Annotated in this window: 19 protein-coding genes and 1 tRNA gene; 8 read left to right on the top strand and 12 right to left on the bottom strand. The window is 56.3% G+C overall.

Annotated elements, in window-relative coordinates:
* From HZA03_07605 to HZA03_07565, 9 genes are all read right to left on the bottom strand, one after another.
* A partial coding sequence (locus HZA03_07605; protein ID MBI5637817.1) for a 2-oxoacid:acceptor oxidoreductase family protein occupies positions 1-771 on the bottom strand: 771 nt, incomplete at its 3' end.
* Positions 772-783: 12 nt separating this feature from the next.
* On the bottom strand, positions 784-1755 hold the full coding sequence (gene sucD / locus HZA03_07600) for a succinate--CoA ligase subunit alpha (GenBank protein MBI5637816.1): 972 nt from the start codon (positions 1753-1755) through the stop codon (positions 784-786).
* A 4-nt stretch (positions 1756-1759) separates the two neighbouring features.
* Positions 1760-2923 (bottom strand): ADP-forming succinate--CoA ligase subunit beta, encoded by a 1164-nt coding sequence (sucC, locus tag HZA03_07595; protein ID MBI5637815.1) that lies wholly within the window; start codon positions 2921-2923, stop codon positions 1760-1762.
* Positions 2924-3072: 149 nt separating this feature from the next.
* A complete protein-coding gene (locus tag HZA03_07590; protein MBI5637814.1) occupies positions 3073-4425 on the bottom strand; it encodes an ammonium transporter in 1353 nt (450 codons plus the stop codon).
* A gap of 11 nt (positions 4426-4436) precedes the next feature.
* Positions 4437-4775, bottom strand: a complete 339-nt coding sequence (locus HZA03_07585) for a P-II family nitrogen regulator (GenBank protein MBI5637813.1) — start codon at positions 4773-4775, stop codon at positions 4437-4439.
* A gap of 20 nt (positions 4776-4795) precedes the next feature.
* Positions 4796-5611, bottom strand: a complete 816-nt coding sequence (locus tag HZA03_07580) for a hypothetical protein (protein ID MBI5637812.1) — start codon at positions 5609-5611, stop codon at positions 4796-4798.
* Between the two features lie 244 nt (positions 5612-5855).
* Complete coding sequence (locus tag HZA03_07575; GenBank protein ID MBI5637811.1) at positions 5856-7316, bottom strand: NapC/NirT family cytochrome c; 1461 nt, start codon at positions 7314-7316, stop codon at positions 5856-5858.
* A 58-nt stretch (positions 7317-7374) separates the two neighbouring features.
* Positions 7375-8730, bottom strand: coding sequence for a hypothetical protein (locus HZA03_07570; protein ID MBI5637810.1), 1356 nt, complete (start codon positions 8728-8730; stop codon positions 7375-7377).
* Between the two features lie 55 nt (positions 8731-8785).
* Entirely contained in the window at positions 8786-10102 is a 1317-nt protein-coding gene (locus tag HZA03_07565; GenBank protein MBI5637809.1) for an ammonium transporter, read from the bottom strand.
* A gap of 311 nt (positions 10103-10413) precedes the next feature.
* On the opposite strand from HZA03_07565, the gene HZA03_07560 reads away from it, so the two are divergent.
* On the top strand, positions 10414-10656 hold the full coding sequence (locus HZA03_07560) for an RNA-binding protein (GenBank protein MBI5637808.1): 243 nt from the start codon (positions 10414-10416) through the stop codon (positions 10654-10656).
* On the opposite strand, the gene HZA03_07555 is transcribed toward HZA03_07560, so the two are convergent.
* Positions 10653-12077, bottom strand: a complete 1425-nt coding sequence (locus HZA03_07555) for an AAA family ATPase (protein MBI5637807.1) — start codon at positions 12075-12077, stop codon at positions 10653-10655. The genes HZA03_07560 and HZA03_07555 overlap by 4 nt on opposite strands.
* Positions 12078-12314: 237 nt before the next feature.
* Between HZA03_07555 and HZA03_07550 the strand changes: the two genes are divergently transcribed.
* Together HZA03_07550 and HZA03_07545 are read left to right on the top strand one after the other, a co-directional pair.
* Positions 12315-13211, top strand: a complete 897-nt coding sequence (locus HZA03_07550) for an IS1 family transposase (protein ID MBI5637806.1) — start codon at positions 12315-12317, stop codon at positions 13209-13211.
* 104 nt (positions 13212-13315) lie between these two features.
* Entirely contained in the window at positions 13316-13894 is a 579-nt protein-coding gene (locus HZA03_07545) for a peptidylprolyl isomerase (protein ID MBI5637805.1), read from the top strand.
* Positions 13895-14102: 208 nt separating this feature from the next.
* On the opposite strand, the gene HZA03_07540 is transcribed toward HZA03_07545, so the two are convergent.
* Positions 14103-14291: a hypothetical protein gene (locus HZA03_07540; protein ID MBI5637804.1), complete on the bottom strand. Its 189-nt coding sequence runs from the start codon at positions 14289-14291 to the stop codon at positions 14103-14105.
* Positions 14292-14750: 459 nt separating this feature from the next.
* Between HZA03_07540 and HZA03_07535 the strand changes: the two genes are divergently transcribed.
* From HZA03_07535 to HZA03_07520, 4 genes are all read left to right on the top strand, one after another.
* Positions 14751-15917 (top strand): tetratricopeptide repeat protein, encoded by a 1167-nt coding sequence (locus HZA03_07535; protein ID MBI5637803.1) that lies wholly within the window; start codon positions 14751-14753, stop codon positions 15915-15917.
* A gap of 70 nt (positions 15918-15987) precedes the next feature.
* Positions 15988-16467 (top strand): methylglyoxal synthase, encoded by a 480-nt coding sequence (locus tag HZA03_07530; GenBank protein ID MBI5637802.1) that lies wholly within the window; start codon positions 15988-15990, stop codon positions 16465-16467.
* Positions 16468-16489: 22 nt separating this feature from the next.
* Positions 16490-17677: a tetratricopeptide repeat protein gene (locus HZA03_07525; GenBank protein ID MBI5637801.1), complete on the top strand. Its 1188-nt coding sequence runs from the start codon at positions 16490-16492 to the stop codon at positions 17675-17677.
* A 24-nt stretch (positions 17678-17701) separates the two neighbouring features.
* On the top strand, positions 17702-19399 hold the full coding sequence (locus HZA03_07520; protein ID MBI5637800.1) for a tetratricopeptide repeat protein: 1698 nt from the start codon (positions 17702-17704) through the stop codon (positions 19397-19399).
* Between the two features lie 289 nt (positions 19400-19688).
* Here HZA03_07520 and HZA03_07515 read toward each other — a convergent pair whose 3' ends face one another.
* Positions 19689-20483: a hypothetical protein gene (locus HZA03_07515; GenBank protein MBI5637799.1), complete on the bottom strand. Its 795-nt coding sequence runs from the start codon at positions 20481-20483 to the stop codon at positions 19689-19691.
* Between the two features lie 228 nt (positions 20484-20711).
* Here HZA03_07515 and HZA03_07510 point away from each other — a divergent pair.
* Positions 20712-20787: transfer RNA gene (locus HZA03_07510), tRNA-Ala, on the top strand.
* Positions 20788-20898: the final 111 nt, after the last annotated feature.

Raw genomic sequence — 20898 nt, 5'->3', positions numbered from 1 at the left:
CGAGGCGATTTCGTCTTCGGCCTGCACCAGCGTGCCATCCAGCTTTGGCAGCCATTGCGCCATGTAGTTGGCTATTTCGGTGGCCGGGGTGATCGGGTAGGCGCTGAAGAACCGGCAGCCGCCGAGAACCGCGCCGAGGCCGGCCGCCTCGTTGCCGGAGATGATGATGACGTCTTTCGCCATTTTGCCGGCGGAGCCCATCGTGAACGGGTCGGTTTTCTTGTGGTGTTCCTTCATGTAGGTGATACCGGCGTCAACGGCCTTCAGGTTGGTGGCAACCACCTGTTCGCCCTTCTTGCCGAATTTTTCACGGAGAAGGTCTTTCAACTCTTCCAGCGCGATGTCGAACATGTAGGAAAGGGCGCCCAGCGCCACCATGTTCTTCGCGCGGTACATTTCGAGATCCTTCTTGGCGATGCGGCTCATCGGCAACGGATAGCAGATGACGCCGTCGATTTTCACTTCCTCTTCGATGTCGCCATCGGGGTAATCGTAAATCAGCACGGTGCCGGGCTTCAGGTCCGCCTTATTCTTATCCAGCGCTTCCTTGTTGAAGGCGCAGAAGATGTTGGAACCGGAGCCTTCGGACATGATGTGGTCTTTCGAGAACCGCACCTGGTACATGGCGTAGCCGCCGCGTATTTCCGCCGGGAAAGTTTTGAACGTAAGCACGTTCAGCCCGGAACGGGTTGCCGCCTGGGTTATCATGTCGCCGGCGCTGATGATGCCTTCGCCCCCTTCGCCGCCGATGCGTATGATTAAATCGCTCATTAACTTCTCCTTTTACCTCTTCGGTTTTTTCTTCAAGGTCTTCTTTTTCGCTACTTTTTTCTTCCCAACGTTCTTCTTCGCCGCTTTCTTCGCGGTTTTCTTTTTTGCTTTTTTCTTCATCAATACTTTTTTCATCGTCTCCCCGATGTCGGCCGGGCTTTCGCACACATAAATGCCGGCGGCCTCCATCGCTTTCATCTTCTCAATGGCGGTGCCTTTGCCCCCCGCGATAATCGCGCCGGCGTGCCCCATGCGGCGGCCGGGCGGCGCGGTTTGGCCCGCGATGAAGCCGACGACCGGCTTTTTCACGTGGGCCTTCACATACTCGGCGGCCTCTTCCTCGGCGCTGCCGCCGATCTCGCCGATCATGACGATGGCGTGGGTGTCCGGGTCTTCGTTAAAAAGCCTGATGGCATCGAGGTGGCTGGTGCCGTTCACCGGGTCGCCGCCGATGCCGATGCAGGTGGACTGGCCGATGCCCAGGGCGGTCAACTGTCCCACCGCTTCATAGGTGAGGGTGCCGGAGCGCGATACGATGCCGACATTGCCGGGCTTGTGAATGTGCCCCGGCATGATGCCGATCTTGGCCTGGCCGGGGGTGATGATGCCCGGGCAGTTCGGCCCGATGAGGCGCGCGGAAGAGCCCTGCATGGCCCGTTTTACCTTCACCATATCCTGCGGCGGAATCCCTTCGGTGATGCAGACGATCAGCCCGATGCCGGCGTCGAGCGCCTCCAAAATCGCGTCGGCGGAAAACGCCGGCGGCACGAAAATCATCGTGGCATTCGCCTTGGTCGCCTTCACCGCGTTTTTCACGGTGTTGAACACCGGTATCCCTTCGACGTTCTGCCCTTCCTTGCCGGGGGTGACGCCAGCCACCACGGCGGTGCCATAGGCGCGGCAGCCCAGCGCGTGGAACATTCCTTCTTTGCCGGTTATCCCCTGCACCAGCAGCCGGGTTTTTTTCCCCACCAGTACGCTCATCGCATCACCCCTTGACCGCGGCGACCGCTTTTTGGGCGCCGTCTTTCATGCCGTTGCCGATAAGGAATTTAAGCCCGCTTTCGGCGAGTATTTTCCTTCCTTCTTCCACGTTCGTCCCCTCCATCCGGATGACGATAGGGATTTTGATGTTGATCTTTTTCGCCGCGGTCACGACGCCGGTCGCGAGGCGGTCGCAGCGGAGGATGCCGCCGAAGATGTTGATGAAGATCGCCTTGACCGACGAGTCGGAGATGATGATCTTGAGCGCCTCTTCGATCTGCTCGGCGCTGGCGCTGCCCCCCACGTCCAGGAAGTTGGCCGGCGCGCCGCCGCAATACTTGATGATGTCCATGGTGGCCATCGCCAGCCCGGCGCCGTTCACCATGCAGCCGATTTCGCCGTCCAGCTTGATATAGTTCAGGCTGAATTTGCTGGCTTCTATCTCCAGCGGATCCTCTTCGTTGAGGTCGCGGAAGTCGATGGCTTCCTTGTGGCGGAACAGGGCGTTGTCGTCGTACGCCAGTTTCGCGTCGAGCGCCAGCAGTTTGTTTTCCTTGGTGGCCACCAGCGGATTGATCTCCGCCATGGAAAGGTCTTCCTTTATATACAGCTCGTAAAATTTGGCGATGAAGGCGGAAACCTGCCCGATCATCTCCTGCGGAAAACCCAGCCCGAAGGCGAGCTGGCGGCACTGGTACGGCATGATGCCAACGGCGGGATCGATGAAGACTTTCAGGATTTTTTCCGGGTGCTTTTCGGCCACTTCCTCGATGTCCATCCCCCCTTCGGTGGAGGCCATGATGACGTTTTGCGATGAGGCGCGGTCCAGCACGATGCTGAGATAGTATTCTTTGGCTATCTGGCAGCCCGCTTCGACGAGCAGCTTCTTGACGATGCGCCCTTCCGGCCCGGTCTGGTGCGTCACCAGATTCATTCCCAGAATCGCTTTGGCCTGGTTTTCCGCTTCGTCCTGACTGAAGGCGAGCTTTACGCCGCCCCCTTTGCCACGCCCCCCGGCGTGTATCTGCGCTTTCACCACCACCGGGAAACCGCCCAACCGTCCCGCGATTTCGCGTACGTTGTACGTGGTGTCCGTGGGGCAGCCTTCCGGCACCGGCAGGCCGTATTTGCGCAAAACTTCCTTGGCTTGATACTCGTGTAATTTCAAAGTAAATCCTCCCAAAAAGAGACAGGTAAACTTACCACTTTTCGCCGCCTTTTGGCAACCGGAACCCGGGAGGGAGAAATACAAAAGGGGCGGATCGTACGATCCGCCCCTCTTTAAACAGCGGTTAATCCCGCGGGAAAAAATACGGGTTACATCAAATAGCCGTTTTCGCCGTGCTGCGTCAGGTCAAGCCCCATAACCTCGTCTTCCCCGGTCACGCGCAGGCCCATGGTGGCGTCCAGCGCCTTGAGGATGATGAAGGTCAGGATGAAGCTGTAGCCCCATGTGGCAGCCACGGAAAGCATCTGTTTCGTCAACAGCCCGCCGTTGCCGTAAAAGAGGCCGTCGGCCCCGGCGCTGTTTACCGCGACGGTTGCGAACAGGCCGGTGGCGATGGCGCCCCACGTGCCGCCAACGCCGTGTACGCCGAACGCATCCAGCGCGTCGTCGTAGCCCAGTTTGCCCTTAGCCACAATCGCGAGGTAGCAGATCACGCCCGCGCCGAAGCCGATGATGATCGACGCCATCGGGGTGACGAACCCCGCCGCGGGGGTGATGGCGACCAGCCCGGCCACCGCGCCGGATGCCGCGCCCAGCACGGTCGGTTTACCGCGGTGCGTCCATTCCGCCAGCACCCAGCCCAGCGAAGCCGCGGCGGTGGCGATGTGCGTGGCGACGAAGGCGGTGACCGCCAGCGCGCCGGAGGTCAGGGCCGACCCGGCGTTGAACCCGAACCAGCCGAACCAGAGCAGCGCCGCGCCGATAACCGTCATGGTGAGGTTGTGCGGTATCATCGGCTCGGCGGGATACCCTTTGCGTTTTCCCAACACCAGCGCGCAAACCAGCGCCGCCACGCCGGAGGAGATGTGCACCACGAGGCCCCCCGCGAAATCGAGCGCCCCCATTTTCATCATCCAGCCGCCGCCCCACACCCAGTGCGCCAACGGGTCGTACACGATGGTGCTCCACAGTACGATGAAGACCAGATATGTGCTGAACTTCATCCGTTCGGCGAACGCGCCGGAGATCAGCGCGGGGGTGATGACCGCGAACATCATCTGGAACATCATGAAGAGCTGCGCCGGAATGGTGCCGTTGGGGGCGAGGCCGACGCCTGAAAGCCCCGCCAGCGAAAGATCGCCGATAACGCCGCCCACGTCCGGGCCGAACGCCAGCGAATAGCCGATAAGCACCCACTGTATCGAGATCACGCCGAGCGCGATGAAGCTCTGCATGATGACGCTCAAGACGTTCTTGCGGCGCACGAGGCCGCCGTAGAAGAGGGCCAACCCCGGCGTCATCAGCATGACGAGGGCGGTGGAGATGAGCATCCATGAAGTATCGCCGGAGTCTATATGCGGCGCCGGCGCGGGGGCCGCTTCGGTTGCCGGTACCGCCACTGCCGCCGGTTCGGCGGCGGGAACCGCCGCGTCTTCGGCAAATGCAACGCCGGCCATCATGAACATGCCAACAAGGATAAGTGCGCTTAATATTTTTTTCATTGCCTTCTCCGTCATATCGCTTCTTTGCCGCGTTCTTTGGTGCGGATGCGGATTGTTTCTTCAATGGGGGAGACAAAAATCTTGCCGTCCCCTATCTGCCCCGCGTAGGCGGCGCCGATAATGGCATCGACCGCCTTGTCCACCATTTCTTCCGGCACCACCGTTTCCAGCTTCACCTTGGGCAGGAAGTCGATTTTGTATTCCGTGCCGCGGTAAAGCTCGGTATGTCCTTTTTGGCGGCCGAACCCTTTCACCTCGGTTACTGTCATGCCATATATGCCGATCTCGATCAGCTTCGCTTTCACTTCGTCGAGTTTGTGCGGCTTTATGATCGCCTCTATCTTTTTCATTGTTCACCTCTCTCAAAGGGTTATTCGTGTTCTGAATGATGCGGGTGTTCCGGCTTGCCGTCGAAAGCCGCGAAGTTAACGTCAAGCTGGAAGGTGATAGTCGGCTTTATGTTGCTGTCGTTGTATATGTCATAGCCGACTATGAAGCTGGCGTCCGGCACCATGTAGTAGCAGATGCCGAAGCTCAGCGCGCCATAGCTGCTTTTGCCGCCCATATAGTCAACGGCCGCCCACCATTTGTCGGTAAGTGACTTGTCCCAGGAAGCGAGGATGCCGGTGTTGGCCTTTTGGGCCGGGTCGCTTACTTCGACCAGCACCTTGTCGTTGCCGGAAAAGTAACCAACGCTGAAGCGGCCGAGCGTTTCGAAGGTCTTGGCGGCCAATCCGTACACGATGTTCGACTGTGTATTGAGGCCTGACATGGAAGAATCGTCCTTGCCGCCGAAATCATAACCGCCGATGGCAAATGCGGGTGAATACTCGCCAAAGGCTCCTTCATTAAGCCCCAGTTTTGCATTGTAGAAAAACGGCGCGTCGGCGACCGCGCCGGCGGAACCGGTGAGGTCGCGGTAATCAAGGCCCACCTCGATACCCAGCTTGTCACTGACCGACGGCGGCAGAACGCCAACGGTCAGGCCGTAATTGATAACGCTGAAACCGCCCTCAGTGCCTGTTTTTTTGGCAACGGTGTTGTAGGTATCCACCCCCAGATGCACGGTGCCGTACTTCTGGATGTCCGTTGACGGTATCCATATCTGCGTGGAGGGAGTGGCATGCGCCGTCCCCGCGGCCCCCAGCGCAAGGGCCGCCGCAAGCATCCTTAAAGTCTTCTTCATCATTCCTCCTCTTTGTTTGTTCCCTGTTTTTTATTTGCGCGCATTGCAAACCTGCCTTTGTGGGAAAGCAAACAGCGGGCCAAACCGTAACAGGCGGTAAATATGTTCTTTGCCGCGATTTCGTTATCGGCCGCCGCCCGTTATCCGGGCATACGGTTCAGGGTTATGCCTGTTATTTAGGCATTGCATGACGGCCGGGAACGGCGCACGCTCCGGAAAACAGCGCGGCATGGCCGTTGCCGGCTCAATACGGTTTCATCCCCGGCGGGAAGAGCCTCTTTTCGAACTCTTCGCGGGAAAGACGATCCGCCACGGTTTTATGGCAGTAATCGCAGCCTTGATTCAGGTTTGCGCCATTGGCATCTTTCATCCGCTGGTTATGGCACCGGAAACATCCCTGGTCGCGCGCGTGCCGGTTCATGTTCTGGTAGGTTCCCCATTTGATGTTCATGTCCGGATAGAGATATTTCAACGCCTCATCCGTGATGATCCCGGCGATGTTTTCCGCGTCGGGGCTCAGCGGCCACGCGGCGGTTATCTCGGCGTAAACCGTATCGGCGATGGCGGTTCGCGGCGTCTCGGCGGCCTTGCGCAGGGTTTTTTCCAAAACCTGCTTGGCGTATGGCAACGAACGGTCGACTTTACCGGCGGCGATAAGGGCGTCGGCTATTTCTTCCGCGTTTTTGAACCGGTGCCCGATCCTGTTGTGGCAATCGGTGCAATCCATTTCGCGCATTTCCCCCTTTCCTTTGACGACGTAGATGGGGCGGCCTTTGCTGGTTTTCTTCACCACCTCGATGGCGGGGGGGAGTTCCCCCTCCATAGACCATGATTTCGTTCCGGCGGGGGTGCGGGCCTCCACCCACGTTATTTTTTCCCTTTTGGGGTCGAGCGTGTAATAGCGGATATGGAGGGACTTGGAGCTGTGCGCGTGAACGCCGTATGCCCCTTCCTTCTTCGATGAACCGACATTCATCATAATGGCCGAGACCAGCCCGCCGCTTTTTTCATCGTCCTTGAAGGTTTCATACACCCGTATCCGGGCGGGCGGCGCCTGCTCCGTGTTGTGGCAGGTCTGGCAGGTGTCTTCCGACGACGGCAAGGTTTCGACCGGGGCCGGTATCGGGCGCTTGAAGTGGTTGGTTATCACGGCTATCACCTGCCATGATCCGCGCATTTTTGAAACCACCATGCCCTTCACCCCTTCGCCGACATGACAACTGACGCAATTGATGTTCGCGTGCCCCGAGTTGGCGTGCGCCACCGCTTCCGGTTCCATGACGGAATGGCAGGTTTGCCCGCAGAACTTGCTGGAGTTCATGAACTTGCCCGATTCAACGCCTCCCAGCCCCATGAAAAACACGAACAGGCCGATGGACGCCCCAAATACCGTCAGGGCCTTTTTTTCGTTCTTGATGCTGAGTTGCTGAACCCAAAACGGTTCCGCTCCCGGCTTTCCCTTGAAAATAAGTTTCCCGGCGGCTATCAAAGAGCCGCCGGCGGCGACGATCATCGGCAAGCCGAGAAATCCGAGCGCGCCGTAATACGGGTTCATCACATCGCCGCTCACCATGAAGAGCATCACGAACAGCGCCAGCAAAATAAGCCCCCCGGCGGCCAGCACGCTGCCGATGGCGCTTACCGGGTTGGATGCCCCCCATAAAAGGGCGCGGCGAAGGTAGCGGTTTATTTTTGATTCCGGCATTGCTTATCCCATGCAGGCCGGCAACCCGCCCGTAAAAGCGGGTTGCCGGACGTTTTTGTTACTTCAAATACCACGTAGACGTTTTGCTCCCCTTTTCCCAGGGGGGCACGAACAGATGCCGGTACGAGTCGCCAAGCTTTCCCGATTTCAGCGCTTCCAGCGTCTCCTTTTCCGGGGCATTCCGGAACCACTTGTGCCATTCGCCGGCCAGCATCCTGTCGATGTAGGCGTTCGCCTCCTTGTCCTTCAGCTTTTGCACGGCGGGAATGAACTCCATGTAGAAGTGCTTGCCCACCTCGTACATGCCGTGCCACCAGGTGTAATCCGGCCCCATCATGCTGGCGCCGTGCCGCGCGCGCCTTCCTTCGTGGTGCCACAATTCCCAATATATCCATTCAACCTCGTTGGTGAACCGGGTCTTGTGCTCCAGTGATTTGTTCTTCTTCAGTATCTCCACAATCTCCGTGGCGGGTTTGGCGAACTTTTCGTCGTAGAGGTTCACCAACCCGTCAAACTGATAATAAAATCCTTTTACGAACCGTTTCCCGTGGCATGCCTGGCAGACATCGACCATTTTTTCCCGCTTCGCCATGCCGTCTTCCTGCGGCTTGCTGACCGCCGGCCGCAGGTTCCACGAAATGCGCTCGCCCACGTCATGCGTCGTGTCCTGCTTCTGTGTGGCGCCCATGTGGCAGGAGGCGCAGGTCGGGGCGCGGTAATAATCCACGCCAACCACCCACTTATCCTTATCCATGTGCATCTCGCCGTTTTCCCGCGCGGCGCGATAGGCGATGCCATGCTTGGATTCTTCATATATTTCCTTCTGGGGGTGATCCGGACCCAAGTGGCACTTGCCGCAGTTTTCCGGCGCGCGGGCCTGCTCCTTGTTGAAGGAATGCCGGCTGTGGCAGGCGTTGCACGCCCCTTCGCTGCCATCGGGGTTAATCCGCCCGATCCCGCTGTTCGGAAAGCTGGCCCGCGAAAGCTTGTTGGGGCTGGCGGGGTCGATTATTACCCTGGTGCCGTGGCAGCTTTCGCAGCCGGTCATCACCGCCGGACCGCCCGCCATGACCCCGGCCAGATAGTTGTCGAGCGATTCCAAAATCCTTCCCGCTTTCGCGTGGTGCGATTTCGCGACCTCTTTTTGCTGCTTTTGGTGGCAGCGGCCGCAGTCTTGCGGCGTTACCAGCGTTGCTATCAACAGCCCCTCGTGCATGAACGCGTCCGGCTCGCCGGGCTGCGCCTGATGGCAGGAGTAGCAGGTGACGTTCCGTTTGCCGTGGGCGGATTCGGCCCATTGTCCGTACAGGCCGGGGTTTTCCCGCTTGTGGCAGATCATGCATTTGCCGGCGAGTTTTTCCTTGGTCATCTCTTCCGCCGGTTCGGCGGCGAGCGCGGCGGCGGCCAACAGCATGAAAGATATTATGGAAATAACCGTTTTTTTCAGCATAGTCACCTCTTTCCCCAATTCAGTTGTAGGCGTTTTCCCGGTGTTCAGTCCGGTCAAGGCCCATCAGTTCGTTATCCCTGGAAGGACGGAGTCCCGCCGCCATGTCCACCACTTTCAGGATCGCCATGCTGCCCACAAAGCAGTAAATGGAAACCGCGATGGCCGCCCCCATCTGCACCAGCAACTGTCCGCTGTTCCCTTCCAGCAGCCCTTTGGCCCCTTCGATGCCCGTCACCGCCGAAGATGCGAACACGCCGGTCGCCAAGGCTCCCCATATCCCCCCGACGCCGTGTATGCCGAACGCGTCGAAAGCGTCGTCATAGCCCATCCGGTGTTTGAAGTAGACGGCGAAATAACAGGCGACGCCGGCGATCATCCCGATGAAAAGGGCGGCAAGCGGCGTAACATATCCCGCCGCCGGGGTGATGGCCACAAGGCCGGCCACCGCGCCCGATGCGATCCCGACCGCGGTGGGGCTCTTGCCGTGAATCCATTCAGTGACGAGCCAGCTCAATGCCGCCGCGGCCGCCGCCGCATTGGTCGCCAGAAACGCGCTGGCCGCCAAGCCGTTTGCCGCCATGGCCGAACCGGCGTTGAAACCGAACCATCCAAACCACAAAAGTCCGGCGCCGGTAACCACCATCGGAACATTGTGGGGAACGATCATTTCGGTGCCGTAGCCGGTCCGTTTGCCCAGATACATGGCGGCGGCCAAGCCGGACACCCCGGCGGAAATATGCACCACCGTGCCCCCGGCAAAATCAAGCAGCCCTATCCGGGCAAGCCAGCCGCCGCCCCACACCCAATGGGCGAGCGGGGAGTAGATAAAGGTCAGCCATAATATCGAGAAAAGCAGGAATGGGCCGAACCGCACGCGCTCCGCATAGGCGCCGGAGATAAGCGCCACCGTTATTATGGCGAACGCCCCCTGGAATGCCACGAAGAGCGAATCAGGTATCGCAAGCCCCATGTTGGCGTTTGGGGGGGAATCGGAACCGGGAAGCGGTATGCCGGAAAGTCCAACATGCTCCAATCCGCCGATCACGCCGCCGATGTCCTTGCCGAACGCAAGCGTGTAACCCCACAGTATCCATACAACGCTCACCGCGACAAGGCTGGCGAAGGAATACATCATCGTCGAAAGGACGTTCTTCGACCTGCTCAAGCCGCCATAAAACAGCGCAACGCCGGGAAGGGTCATGAGCAGAACAAGTGCGGTGGCCGTCAAAAGCCAGGCGGTGCTTCCGGAATCAATTGCCGCTGGAGCCTGTTCAGCGTAAGCCGGTGTTGCCGTAATGCCGCATGCAAGTATCATGAAATAAATCAGTCGTCGCATAATTCCCCGCCAAATAAAGTGTCATCAACTGGTTTTGAGATCGGTTGGTCATCCTTCGCGCATCCACTACAGAGCAATAGGCGGGCCAAACCATAACGAACGGTAAATACGTTCTTTGCCGCGATTCCGTCATTGGCCGCTGCCCGTTATCCGGGCTTGCGGTTGATGTGAATGCCTGTTAATTAGGCATTGAAGTGCTGCGGGCCAAACGCATTGTCCGAAGGCGGGGGACTTTGCGGTAGTGTCTCAGTTTGAATTGTGGATAACCTATCCGGGGTTTCTTTCCTGCATTCAGGCTTTATAATGGGGTCATGCCAAAAGGGCCACAAGGACAGAAACGAAAAGCTGATGTTATCGGTAACGCCATCCAGATTGCACATATCGCTACTGGAGAGATTGAGGATACCAAACGCGCCCCTGAAAAGGATTACACGCGCAAGGGGGGTCTTAAAGGGGGAAGAGCTAGGTCAAACAAACTCCAACCTGAAATAAGATCCGCAATTGCCAAAAAAGCAGCTTCAATACGATGGCAAAAAAGTTGCAAAAAAGATTAGGGAAGCACATCTTCAATAGGTTTAATAAGTTTAACAGCTTCAGCCGAAGTTAAAACTTTCTTGGCCCATTCGGCGCACATAGATTGCCAAAGAATGCTACCTCCGCACAATAGCCTATTAGCAGCACTAGTTACCCAGTCGTGATGGTCATTTAAAGTCATTGCGCTTCCGAATGCATCAGAAACTTCGGAAATATCTCGCCCGATCCGAGTCCACACATCCCCAAATTTTATTTGTTGCAATCCATTAAAAACAACTTGTTCAGGCGCATCATTCCCGGGCAAAAGGATGCAACCGTCTGTTTCAGTACTATCACCATCTAAAAATACGCGCGAAGGACGCCGGAATCTTTCTTTAGCAACCATTTGTCCTAGAGCCGAACCTACGCTAGCTGCGCCAAATGGCACAATAACACAACGAGGAAAAACCTCTTTTCCATGACAAGCTAGAATTTCAGAAAGAAAAATCTTTGAAGCTTCATCTTCAACGTAAAGATCACATTCAGGATGTGCTTCATCATCCATTTTTGTCATTGCAAATTCTGGGCTAACACCAGGAATAATCTTTTTTGCGGATTCCATTTCAAATATATATAACCGGGCTTCCTGTGGAAGTTCTTCTAAGATATACGGGGAATGGGTAGAAAGGATTATTTGCACTTCGCGTTCCCTGCACTGTTCTGCGAGGTCTCGAATAAGTTGCCTTTGCGCGCGAGGGTGCAAAGAAGATTCAACTTCGTCAATAAGCACCAATCCATATTTTGGGAAATCAACTTGAAGCAATTCAGCTATTGTTGTTTCTCCTGCCCCTTGGTGGTACCCGGAATAGGCGATACCTTGCCGAGTTAAAACCGGAACTTTACGGGAAGTGTCAATATTTGTCAGGGCCATTTTTGCAGAATCGTAAGGGCGATTCATCACTTGCGATAATCTTTTTACTTGGGCTTCATCAAATGACACTGCTGATGCTTCTTGGTGTTCTGTTTTGGCGATACGGGCATATCCAACACGCGTGGCAACCGGCTGAATGCGGCTCAAATCAATATATCTCACCGCTCTTATAGGGCGCTCCACCTGTCGCAACCATCGCTTCGTTAGTTTTGTAATGGAATGTGTTAGATGGTCGCTTCCTTGCATATATCCATATGTGATAGCGGCTTTTTGAATACTATCCCAAGCGGTATCCGGAAAAAATTCAGAAGGATACCAAGTTCTGCCAACTTCTTCTGCTTTGTATGCACAAGCGGCGGCTTGGAGTAGAGTGCTTTTCCCCGAGCCGTTTTCGCCTACAATTGCAACTATTGGAAAAGAAAACGATATTCTTTGTCCACCTTCCCAACCCCTTATTTGCTTCAGTTCAAGCCACTCCAAACGTTTTGGCCAAGCCCCACCACTGGCCCATTTTTTCGCCAACCTCCTCATTTCATTACCAAGCGCCATAGATTTGCTCCTTTAATGTCTTTAAGCTTTAAAATAACAGCTCTAGCCAGCTCCAGCGCTTCGATAATACCACAATAATATTAAAATATGAAAAATAAATATGCTATATTGACGCCCTAGCCGCTGGTAGAGCTATATTTTAGTAGCTGGAAAGGAGAAACCGCGCTTAAGAATAGAAAGAGCTTGACAGTCAAGCATAAAGTTCATTATAATTGTGGCATGAACAAGTTACCTGTAGAGAAACGAATCCAGATACTCGAAATGCTTTGCGAGGGTTCTTCCATGCGCTCCATATCCCGCGTTGCCAAGGTATCCATAAACACCGTCACCAAGCTTCTCGTGGACGCTGGAACGGCTTGTGCGGCCTACCACGATGAACACGTTAAGGGCGTAAAAAGCGAACGTGTGCAATGCGATGAAATCTGGTCTTTCGTCTATGCCAAAGAAAAAAACTCGAAAGAATTGGATAATGACGGCGCGGGCGATGTATGGACATGGACGGGATTAGACCCCGACAACAAACTTATGATTAGCTATCTGGTCGGCCAACGCGACGCTGAATGTGCCAAAATATTTATGGGTGATTTAAAATCCCGTCTCGCAAGTAAGGTTCAATTAACCACCGACGGGCATAAGGTTTATGTAGAGGCCGTTGAGGAAACCTTTGGCGATGGCGTGGACTATGCCATGCTGGTTAAAATATACGGAGATTCCCCCGAAGGCGAACGTCGATATAGCGGCTCTGAATGTGTCGGGACAAAAAAGACCGCAATCACCGGCAATCCTGATCTGAATACTGTTTCCACAAGTCATGTAGAGCGGCAAAACCTCAATATGCGCATGGGAATGCGAAGATTCACCAGATTAACAAACGCCTTTTCCAAGAAGCTGGAAAACCATTTTCACGCCTTGTCCCTATATTTCATGTTCTATAACTTTGTGCGGATTCATAAAACCTTGAAAGTTACTCCGGCAATGCAAGCCGGATTGTCTGATACCCTTTGGAGCATGGAAGATATAGATGCCCTTATCTTGAATCCTGAGCCGAAATCACGGGGAGCTTACAAAGGTTCTAAGAAAAAACATTCTACCGAGGTTATCTACAATTCAAACTGAGACACTACCGACTTTGCGGCCCATATCCACCTTTCACCGCAAATGGGGTACAATTGGCGGCGTTGCGTTATAAACCAAAATCAATTTATCCGGGAGGAGATGATATGTTCCGTTTTTCGCGCCTGATGCTTGTTTCCATGATTGTCGCGTTCGCCGCCACGTCCGCGTTCGCCGCCGAAAAGGCGCCGGCCAAAAAAACCGAGGAGACCGCAACGATAGAGACCGCGCTGGGCGCTATCAAAATCCGGTTTTTTCCGGCCAAAGCCCCCGGCCATGTGGAAAATTTCAAAAAACTGGCGCGGGCCGGATTCTATGACGGCACCACTTTTCACCGGGTCATACCGGGCTTCATGATCCAGGGCGGCGACCCGAACTCGAAGGACAACGACAGATCCAACGACGGCATGGGCGGCCCCGGCTACGCCATAAAAGCCGAATTTAACGATACCCGCCACAAGCGCGGCATTGTTTCGATGGCGCGGTCGCAGAATCCGGACAGCGCCGGTTCGCAGTTCTTCATCTGCGTGGCCGATGCCGATTTTCTCGACGGACAGTACACCGCTTTCGGCGAAGTGACCGAAGGAATGGATGTGGCCGACAAGATAGTTTCCGTGAAACGGGACGGATCGGACAACCCGCTCGAAAAGGTCGTGATGCGGAAGGTTACGGTTACGGGGAAATAGCGGGGGAGGGCGGCCTTTACGGGTTTATTGAAACGTGTTTTCCGGGATGCTTGTCCCGGCCAACGGTCAGTTCAGTGAATCCGCAAAGGCCGCAACGGTCTCTTTCAATTTTTGGTGAAGGCGGATGCCTTGGTTGATCCCGCAAAGTTAAAAACCGCGACGGAGGTTGCCATCGGGATCAACACCAAAATAGAGAATACAAAAAACATCATTTTCCTTTTTCCTTATAAATTGCCGGTTGGCTTTTCTTTTTAGTTTGGTGAAGCCACCCCCGCTCACGGCTTGGTGAGATGGGATGGCCCGCCGCCGCCTTTGTTACTTTTTGCTGAAAGCGGGCGCCGCCAAGGTAAAAACCAGGAAGGGGACGAATACCAAAGAGATCACCGCTACGAACCAAATATCGAATGTCATTTTCCTTATTCCTTCCAAACAGATGTTAGTTTTTCGTTTTAACGTTTCTTGCCTTTTGTATAAAGCACATACTGTGCCAATGTTTGTTAGTTAATATATTCAGCGTGTTATGAAAAACTTGCGGATTATCATAGCAATAAATGTGCTGTTTATATGCCTCAGTGTATCTTTTTTGGTGCATTGTTTTTGTTCGTGTATCTAAATGGCGGGTGTTCTTGGGTTATCTGTGGCGGGGTTTGAGCGTTCTTGCGGTTTCTTCTTTAAACATGCAAATCCGGTTGTGTTAACGAATGGCCGTATCAAAGCCGAATGGCGGAGAGCGGGGCGGGTGCATACTTCTTTTGCGGGGGCGGTATATAATACCCTTGCAATAACAGAGTGATTCCCGCAGCCGTAAAAACGCCGGTCATTATCGGTGTGACAGTTTCAAGATGCTGGAGAAAAAGTGGATCTAAGGGAGCATTTCAAGGACGGGTACATACTGGTGGTCGAAGACATGACCAGCATGCGCCGCACCATCAGATCCATGCTCAAGCAGGTTGGTCTGGTCAATGTTGTGGACGCGGATGACGGCGATACCGCCCTGCACATACTCGACACCCAGGACAACTGCCACTTCATCCTTCTGGACTGGAACATGCCGCGGATGTCGGGCATCGACGTGGTGCGCGAAATCCGTTCCAAGGCCGCAAACCAGGATATTCCGATTTTAATGGTTACCTGTGAAATGGGCAGCGCCGAGGTCATGCAGGCGGGGGAAGCCGGCGTGAACGGCTACATCGTAAAACCGTTCGTGGCGAAAACGCTGGAAGAGAAAATCCAGGCCGTCCTCGCGACGCGCGCCGCCCCGCCGGAGCATGTGAGGCTGCTGAAGGCGGGGGAAGAGCTTGCCCTGCGGGGGGAATATGAGGAGGCCCTCGCCATTTTTGAAAGGGCCAAAATACTCAGGGAGAGCGCCCGCATCCATGTAAGCATCGGCGAAACGCGTGAACTGACCGGCGAAGACGCCAAGGCGCATGAATCGTACAATGCCGCCATAGCGCTGAATCCGCTGTTCCTTAAGGCGCACCTGCGGAGCGCCGCTTTGTACGAAAAACAGGGAAATCTTGACGCGGCGTTGGCCGCCTTCAAGAAAGTGGTGGAGATCAGCCCCAACAACCCGCGGCGGCATTTTTCCATCGGCAACATCCACCTTAAAAAGGGGGATATTGTGAAGGCCAAAGAGGCATACACGCTGGCGGTGAGGCAGGAGGCGGCGATGGCCTCGGAGATCGCCGAAGAACTGCTGAAGCATGGCAAGGACGACATGGCGGAGCACTTTTTCCGCACCTCCCTGCAAAAGCAGGCCAACAACGTCCATGTCTACAACCGCCTCGGCATTTCCCTGCGCCGACAGGGAAAATGGAAAGAGGCGATCCTCGAGTACGAGACCGCCATCAAAATCGACCCGAAGGACGCCGGCATACACTTCAATATCGGAAAGGCCTGCGTGGAGGGCGGGCAGAGGGAGCGGGCGTACCAGGCCTTCCGCAAAGCGCTGGATCTCGACCCCACCCTCACGGAGGCGAAAACGGAAATGGATGCGCTCAACAAGCGCGACTTGTGGGATTGACCGGGCCGCGGGCATGCATGGGCGGCATCGGGATTTACGGATTGCCGCTATTTAAGGAAAGGATGCGCGTATGAATTATGAACCGCTGATTAAAATACGGTTTCCGCGGAAAAAAAGGATCGCGCTGGTTGCGCACGACTCCCGCAAAAAGGACATGCTGGAATGGGCGCGGTATAACAAGGAACTGTTGGTGCAGCGCGAGCTGTTCGCCACCGGCACCACCGGCGCGATATTGGAGAAGGAACTGGGGTTGACTCTCCACAAGTTCAAAAGCGGCCCGTTGGGAGGCGACCAGCAGATCGGCGCCAAGATCGCCGAGCACGAGATGGATATCGTGATCTTCCTGTGGGATCCGTTGCAGGCCCATCCGCACGAGCCGGATATCTACGCCTTGCAGCGCATCGCCACCGTTTACAATATCGTCCTGGCGTGCGACCGCGCCACCGCCGATTTCGTCATATCGAGTCCGCTGATGGACGAACCCTACGAGAAACTGGTGCTCAATTATGAAAAAGAACGGATGGGACGGATTGACCGGCTGATTTCCTGATCAACTGACGGATATAACCATAATGACAAACGAAAAAAAGACCGTGAACCTGATCGACTATTTCAAATCCGGCTATGTGCTGGTGGCGGACGACATGACCAACATGCGCCGCACCATAAAAAACATGCTCAAGCAGATCGGGGTCTCCACCGTGATGGAGGCCGACGATGGCGATACCGCGCTGGCCGTGTTGCGCGGCAACGCGAACTGCCGTTTCACGCTGTTGGACTGGAACATGCCGCGCATGCCCGGCATCCACGCGGCGCGCGAAATACGGGGCGACACGCCGATACAGGACGTGCCGATCCTCATGGTGACCGCCGAGGTGGATAGCACGCAGGTCGCGCAGGCCGGCGAGATCGGCGTGAACGGCTACATCATCAAGCCGTTCGTCGCCAACATCCTGGCCGAAAAAATACAGCATGTCCTTGAGGCGCGCGCCAACCCCCCCGAGCATGTCAAGTTGATCAAGGTGGGCGAAGAACTGCTCCGGCAGGGGCAGCACCAGAAGGCGCTTGCGCTGTTTGAGCAGGCGAAGGAAATGCGGGAGAGCGCCCGCGTCCATGTGCATATCGGCGAGGCGCACGAAATGATCGGCGATGCCGATAAGGCCCATGCCGCATACGCCAGCGCCATCCGGCAGAATCCGCAGTTCCTGAAAGCGCACATAAAGAGCGCCGGCCTGTACATCAAGGAAGGGAACGAAGACGCCGCGCTGGCATCGCTGCAAAAGGCCGTTGAAATCAGCCCCGGCAATTCCGACCGCCACATTGTCATGGGGAAGATTTACCTGAACAAGGGGGATCAATCCAAGGCGGCCGCGGCGTTCGGCGCGGCGGTGAAGGGCGAATCTTCCAAAGCGTCCGAAATCGCCGAGGAACTCCTGAAAATGGGGAAGGCGGAAATGGCCGAGCACTACTTCCGCGCGTCGCTGGAAAAGCATTCCGACACCATCCATACCTACAACCGCCTTGGCATCGCCCTGCGCCGCCAGGGGAAATGGAAAGAGGCCATCCTCGAGTACGAGACCGCCGTCAAAATCGACCCGAAAGACGAAGGTATTTACTTCAACATGGCGAAAGCGTATGTTGAGGGGGGACAACTGAAATTGGCCGAAAAAAATTTCCAGAAGGCGCTGGACCTGAACCCGAACCTCACCGCCGCGCAACGGGAACTGGATGCCATTAAAAAGGGCCAGCCGCTGACGTAATGGCCGATAACGGGAGCGATTATTATGGAAACGCCGGTGTCCGCCGCTGGTAAAAAAACGGCGGTTTCACCCGAACTGTTAAAAAATCTTCCCTTCAAGCAGCGGGCCGCGCTCATGTATGCCGACCGGCTTGAGTTCGCCGGCAAGCGCCACCCGCACATCTCGTACCGGCTTGAAGATACGGCGCTGGCCACGGACCTTGCCGAAATCTTTGGCAAGATCGGCCTTGAGCCGCACCCGCAGCCGGATCAGGCGGTAAAGGTGCTGATCCACAACATCGTCAAATGGATTGATAACGGCCATCTGGTGATGCTCCATTTCAAGCCGAAGTTCACCGACTTCAATCTCGTGCATCTGCTGCGCGAGGTGAAGTTGGCGGCCCCCGGCGTGTCGCTGAAGCCGTTCATCCCGGTTTTTGTCGGAAATATCTCGTCGCAAAAACAGCGGGAGGTGTTCCGCCTGCTCGGCGGGTTCGGCATCCGCGCCGCCTGTTTCCTCACCCCCAACGCGTCGGCGGAAAAAAACATCGAGGAGGTGCTGTCGGCGCTGGAACGGTACGGCGCGGTGATGAAGGCCGAACTGGAGGGCGGGGCGCACGGGGGAGCGCCGCTGGATGTCGAAACGGCGCCGGATCCCGCCGCCACGGGCACGTACAAGCAGCTTCTGGCGAAGGGGGAGGAGCTGATGCGCGCCGGCGATTATGAAGCGGCGATACAAAGCTTTTCCGATGCGATTGCGCTGGGGCCGAACTTCGAGGCGCTGATGGAGCGCGGCGACGCCTATTACAAGGCGAAGGAGTTCATCCCGGCGCTGGGCGACTACCGCGAGGCCGCCCGGCTGGAAAAAACGGCGCCGGATCCGTATGCCAAAATCGGCGCCTGCTGTCTGTCGCTGGTGAAGACCGCCGTTAAAACCGAAGGGGCCGCCAAAGCGCGGCAGTGGTTCGACACGGGCATGAAGTATCTCGCCGACGCCGAAACAATCGTGAAAAAGATGGAACATGATAACCGGCATTTCCCCGAAAAACTCCCCCCCGCGCCATACGCCCCCATCCTGGCCGCGTTGGCGGAAGGCGACATTCGCGGTTTGGGGCTGGAAGGGATTGAGGGGCGGCTGGATACGTTCGCCGCCGCCGTGCTGCAAAAAACCAAGGCGCAAGAGGACGTGATCTCGGACAATTCGGTGGACACCCGCATCGACCGGGCCATTCTCCTGACCCGCCACCGCCAATATGAAGAGGCGGAGCGGATATTCCGCTCGGTTGCCGCCGAGGATCCGGTCAACACCGCCGCGGCGTTCAACAACTTCGCCGTGGAGCTGCGCAAGAACGAGCGGCACGGCAAGGCGTTCGACATCTACCGCGAATTGCTGGTCAACGACATTCCGGACCGCGACATCGTGGTGGAGAACATGAAGCTGGCGGGATTCAAGCGCGCCGCCGCGCTGAAGGAGAGTAACCGCCACGACGAGGCAATCACCGTGTACCGCGCCATCATGGATTGCCGGCCCAAGGGCCGCGAGTGGGTGCTGTGCGAGATGGCCCACACCTTCCTTGATATGCAGGATCAGGCCCGCGCCGCCTTTACCCTCATGGAGGCGATCTACGTGAACCCCAAGCTGATGGAATCGGAACAATTCGCCCCCTACCCCGATCTAGCAAGCCTGCGCAAAGAGATGATGAAGAAACTGCTGGAGAGCGAGCCGGGCCGGCAAATCCGCTGACCCGGTTATCCGTGTAATTCCACGATGGCCGTTAAGTTGTCATCCTGAGCCAAAGGCGAAGGATCACTTTCCGGAAAGAGATTCTTCGCCCTTAAAGGGCGTTTCCGCGGCGGTTTGTGCGCGGCTGGCTCCATTGCATTTCGCCGCCGCATATATATTCCGCCGCTCCTTCGTTGCGCTCAGAATGACAAATACAGGTATGACGGCCAAGAACGATGCAAGCCAGCGCGCACGATTTCAAAAAATCGGCGTTTGCGTATTATGCATGATCCATCATGAATGATACGGGCTAGAAGCGGATTTCCAGCACGCCGTTGGCGAGGACGTTGTAGCTTGCCGGGGAAAGGCCAAAGAGCAACGCTCCCTCATAGTGTACCGTGAATCCGCCGACTTCCGGCAAACTGCCGTCGAAGGCCGGTCCGGCATAGTGCAACTGATCGCCCGCGGCGCTGAATTTCGTCCATTCCCCCAGATTGATGCCGTAGGCCTGCACGCCGGGGTTGAACAGCGGATCCAGATGATACTTGGCCTCCGCCTGGTATTCCGCCACGTTGTCCTGCGTTCCCGCGACTATCGACATGTTCTTGCGGATGCCGGGGTTGACGGTCATGTGCCAGGCGTCGAAATCCTTTTCGAACAGCAGGAAGATGTTCAGGTAATCCGGAATGGTGGAGCGGATGGCGCTGTTCATAAGCTGATAGTCCATATAAACGCCGAAATCTACGAAGTGCGCCTTCTTTTCGGTCACCTGCATGACGGCCCGCAGCTTGAAGCGCGAGTAGCCGATATCCTCGCCGCCATTGCCGCTGGCGCCGCTTTCCGCCACGGCCGCGGCGCCGAGGTCGAGCCGGTCATAAAAGGTATGGCGCAGTTCGATCTGCGCCCGCTTGCTTTCCGGTTTTTTGCCGGCGCCCGTGCCTCCTTCGCCGGTCGCTTCGCCCCAGAAGCCGATGGCCGTTTCATCCGGCGTCACGTTCGGCGAATAGACGCGGAAGGCGGATGCGTTGGCGGGGACAAGGGCCAGCGCCAGCAGCGCGCTGGCGGCAATCTTCATGATGCTTTTCATCGTGGTCGTTCGGTTCATTGCCGGTTCTCCATATGGTTCAATGGGGGTTTTGTGCCGCGGTTATTTAATTATTGGCATCGGGCCAGAGCGAAAATTATGCGTTATTTGCCCGAATGGCGCAACCGGCAAAATATTCCCCGGCGGGAACGGGCTTCCGGCGGATCAATAATCGCCCGAAAATCCGGGATACTTTTTTGCTGTTATTTCCAATAAATTTGGTAGACTTACGGCTTCCAGAACGGCCATGGGGCAGTAGCTCAGCTGGGAGAGCGCCGCGTTCGCAATGCGGAGGCCAGGGGTTCGATCCCCCTCTGCTCCACCAAAATACAAAAACCCCCTTTAGGGGCGTTTTGTATTTTGGTCCGGTATTGGAGGGGATCGAAGCAAGCCGTCGTGTGCGACCGATGAGGGAGCACCGGCAAACAGGACGTTT

It is taken from the genome of Nitrospinota bacterium, assembly GCA_016217735.1.
In the GTDB taxonomy this organism is placed as follows: Bacteria; Nitrospinota_A; UBA7883; order JACRGQ01; family JACRGQ01; genus JACRGQ01.
Note: the sequence above shows the minus strand (reverse complement) of the source record. Positions and strands in the feature narration are given on the sequence as shown.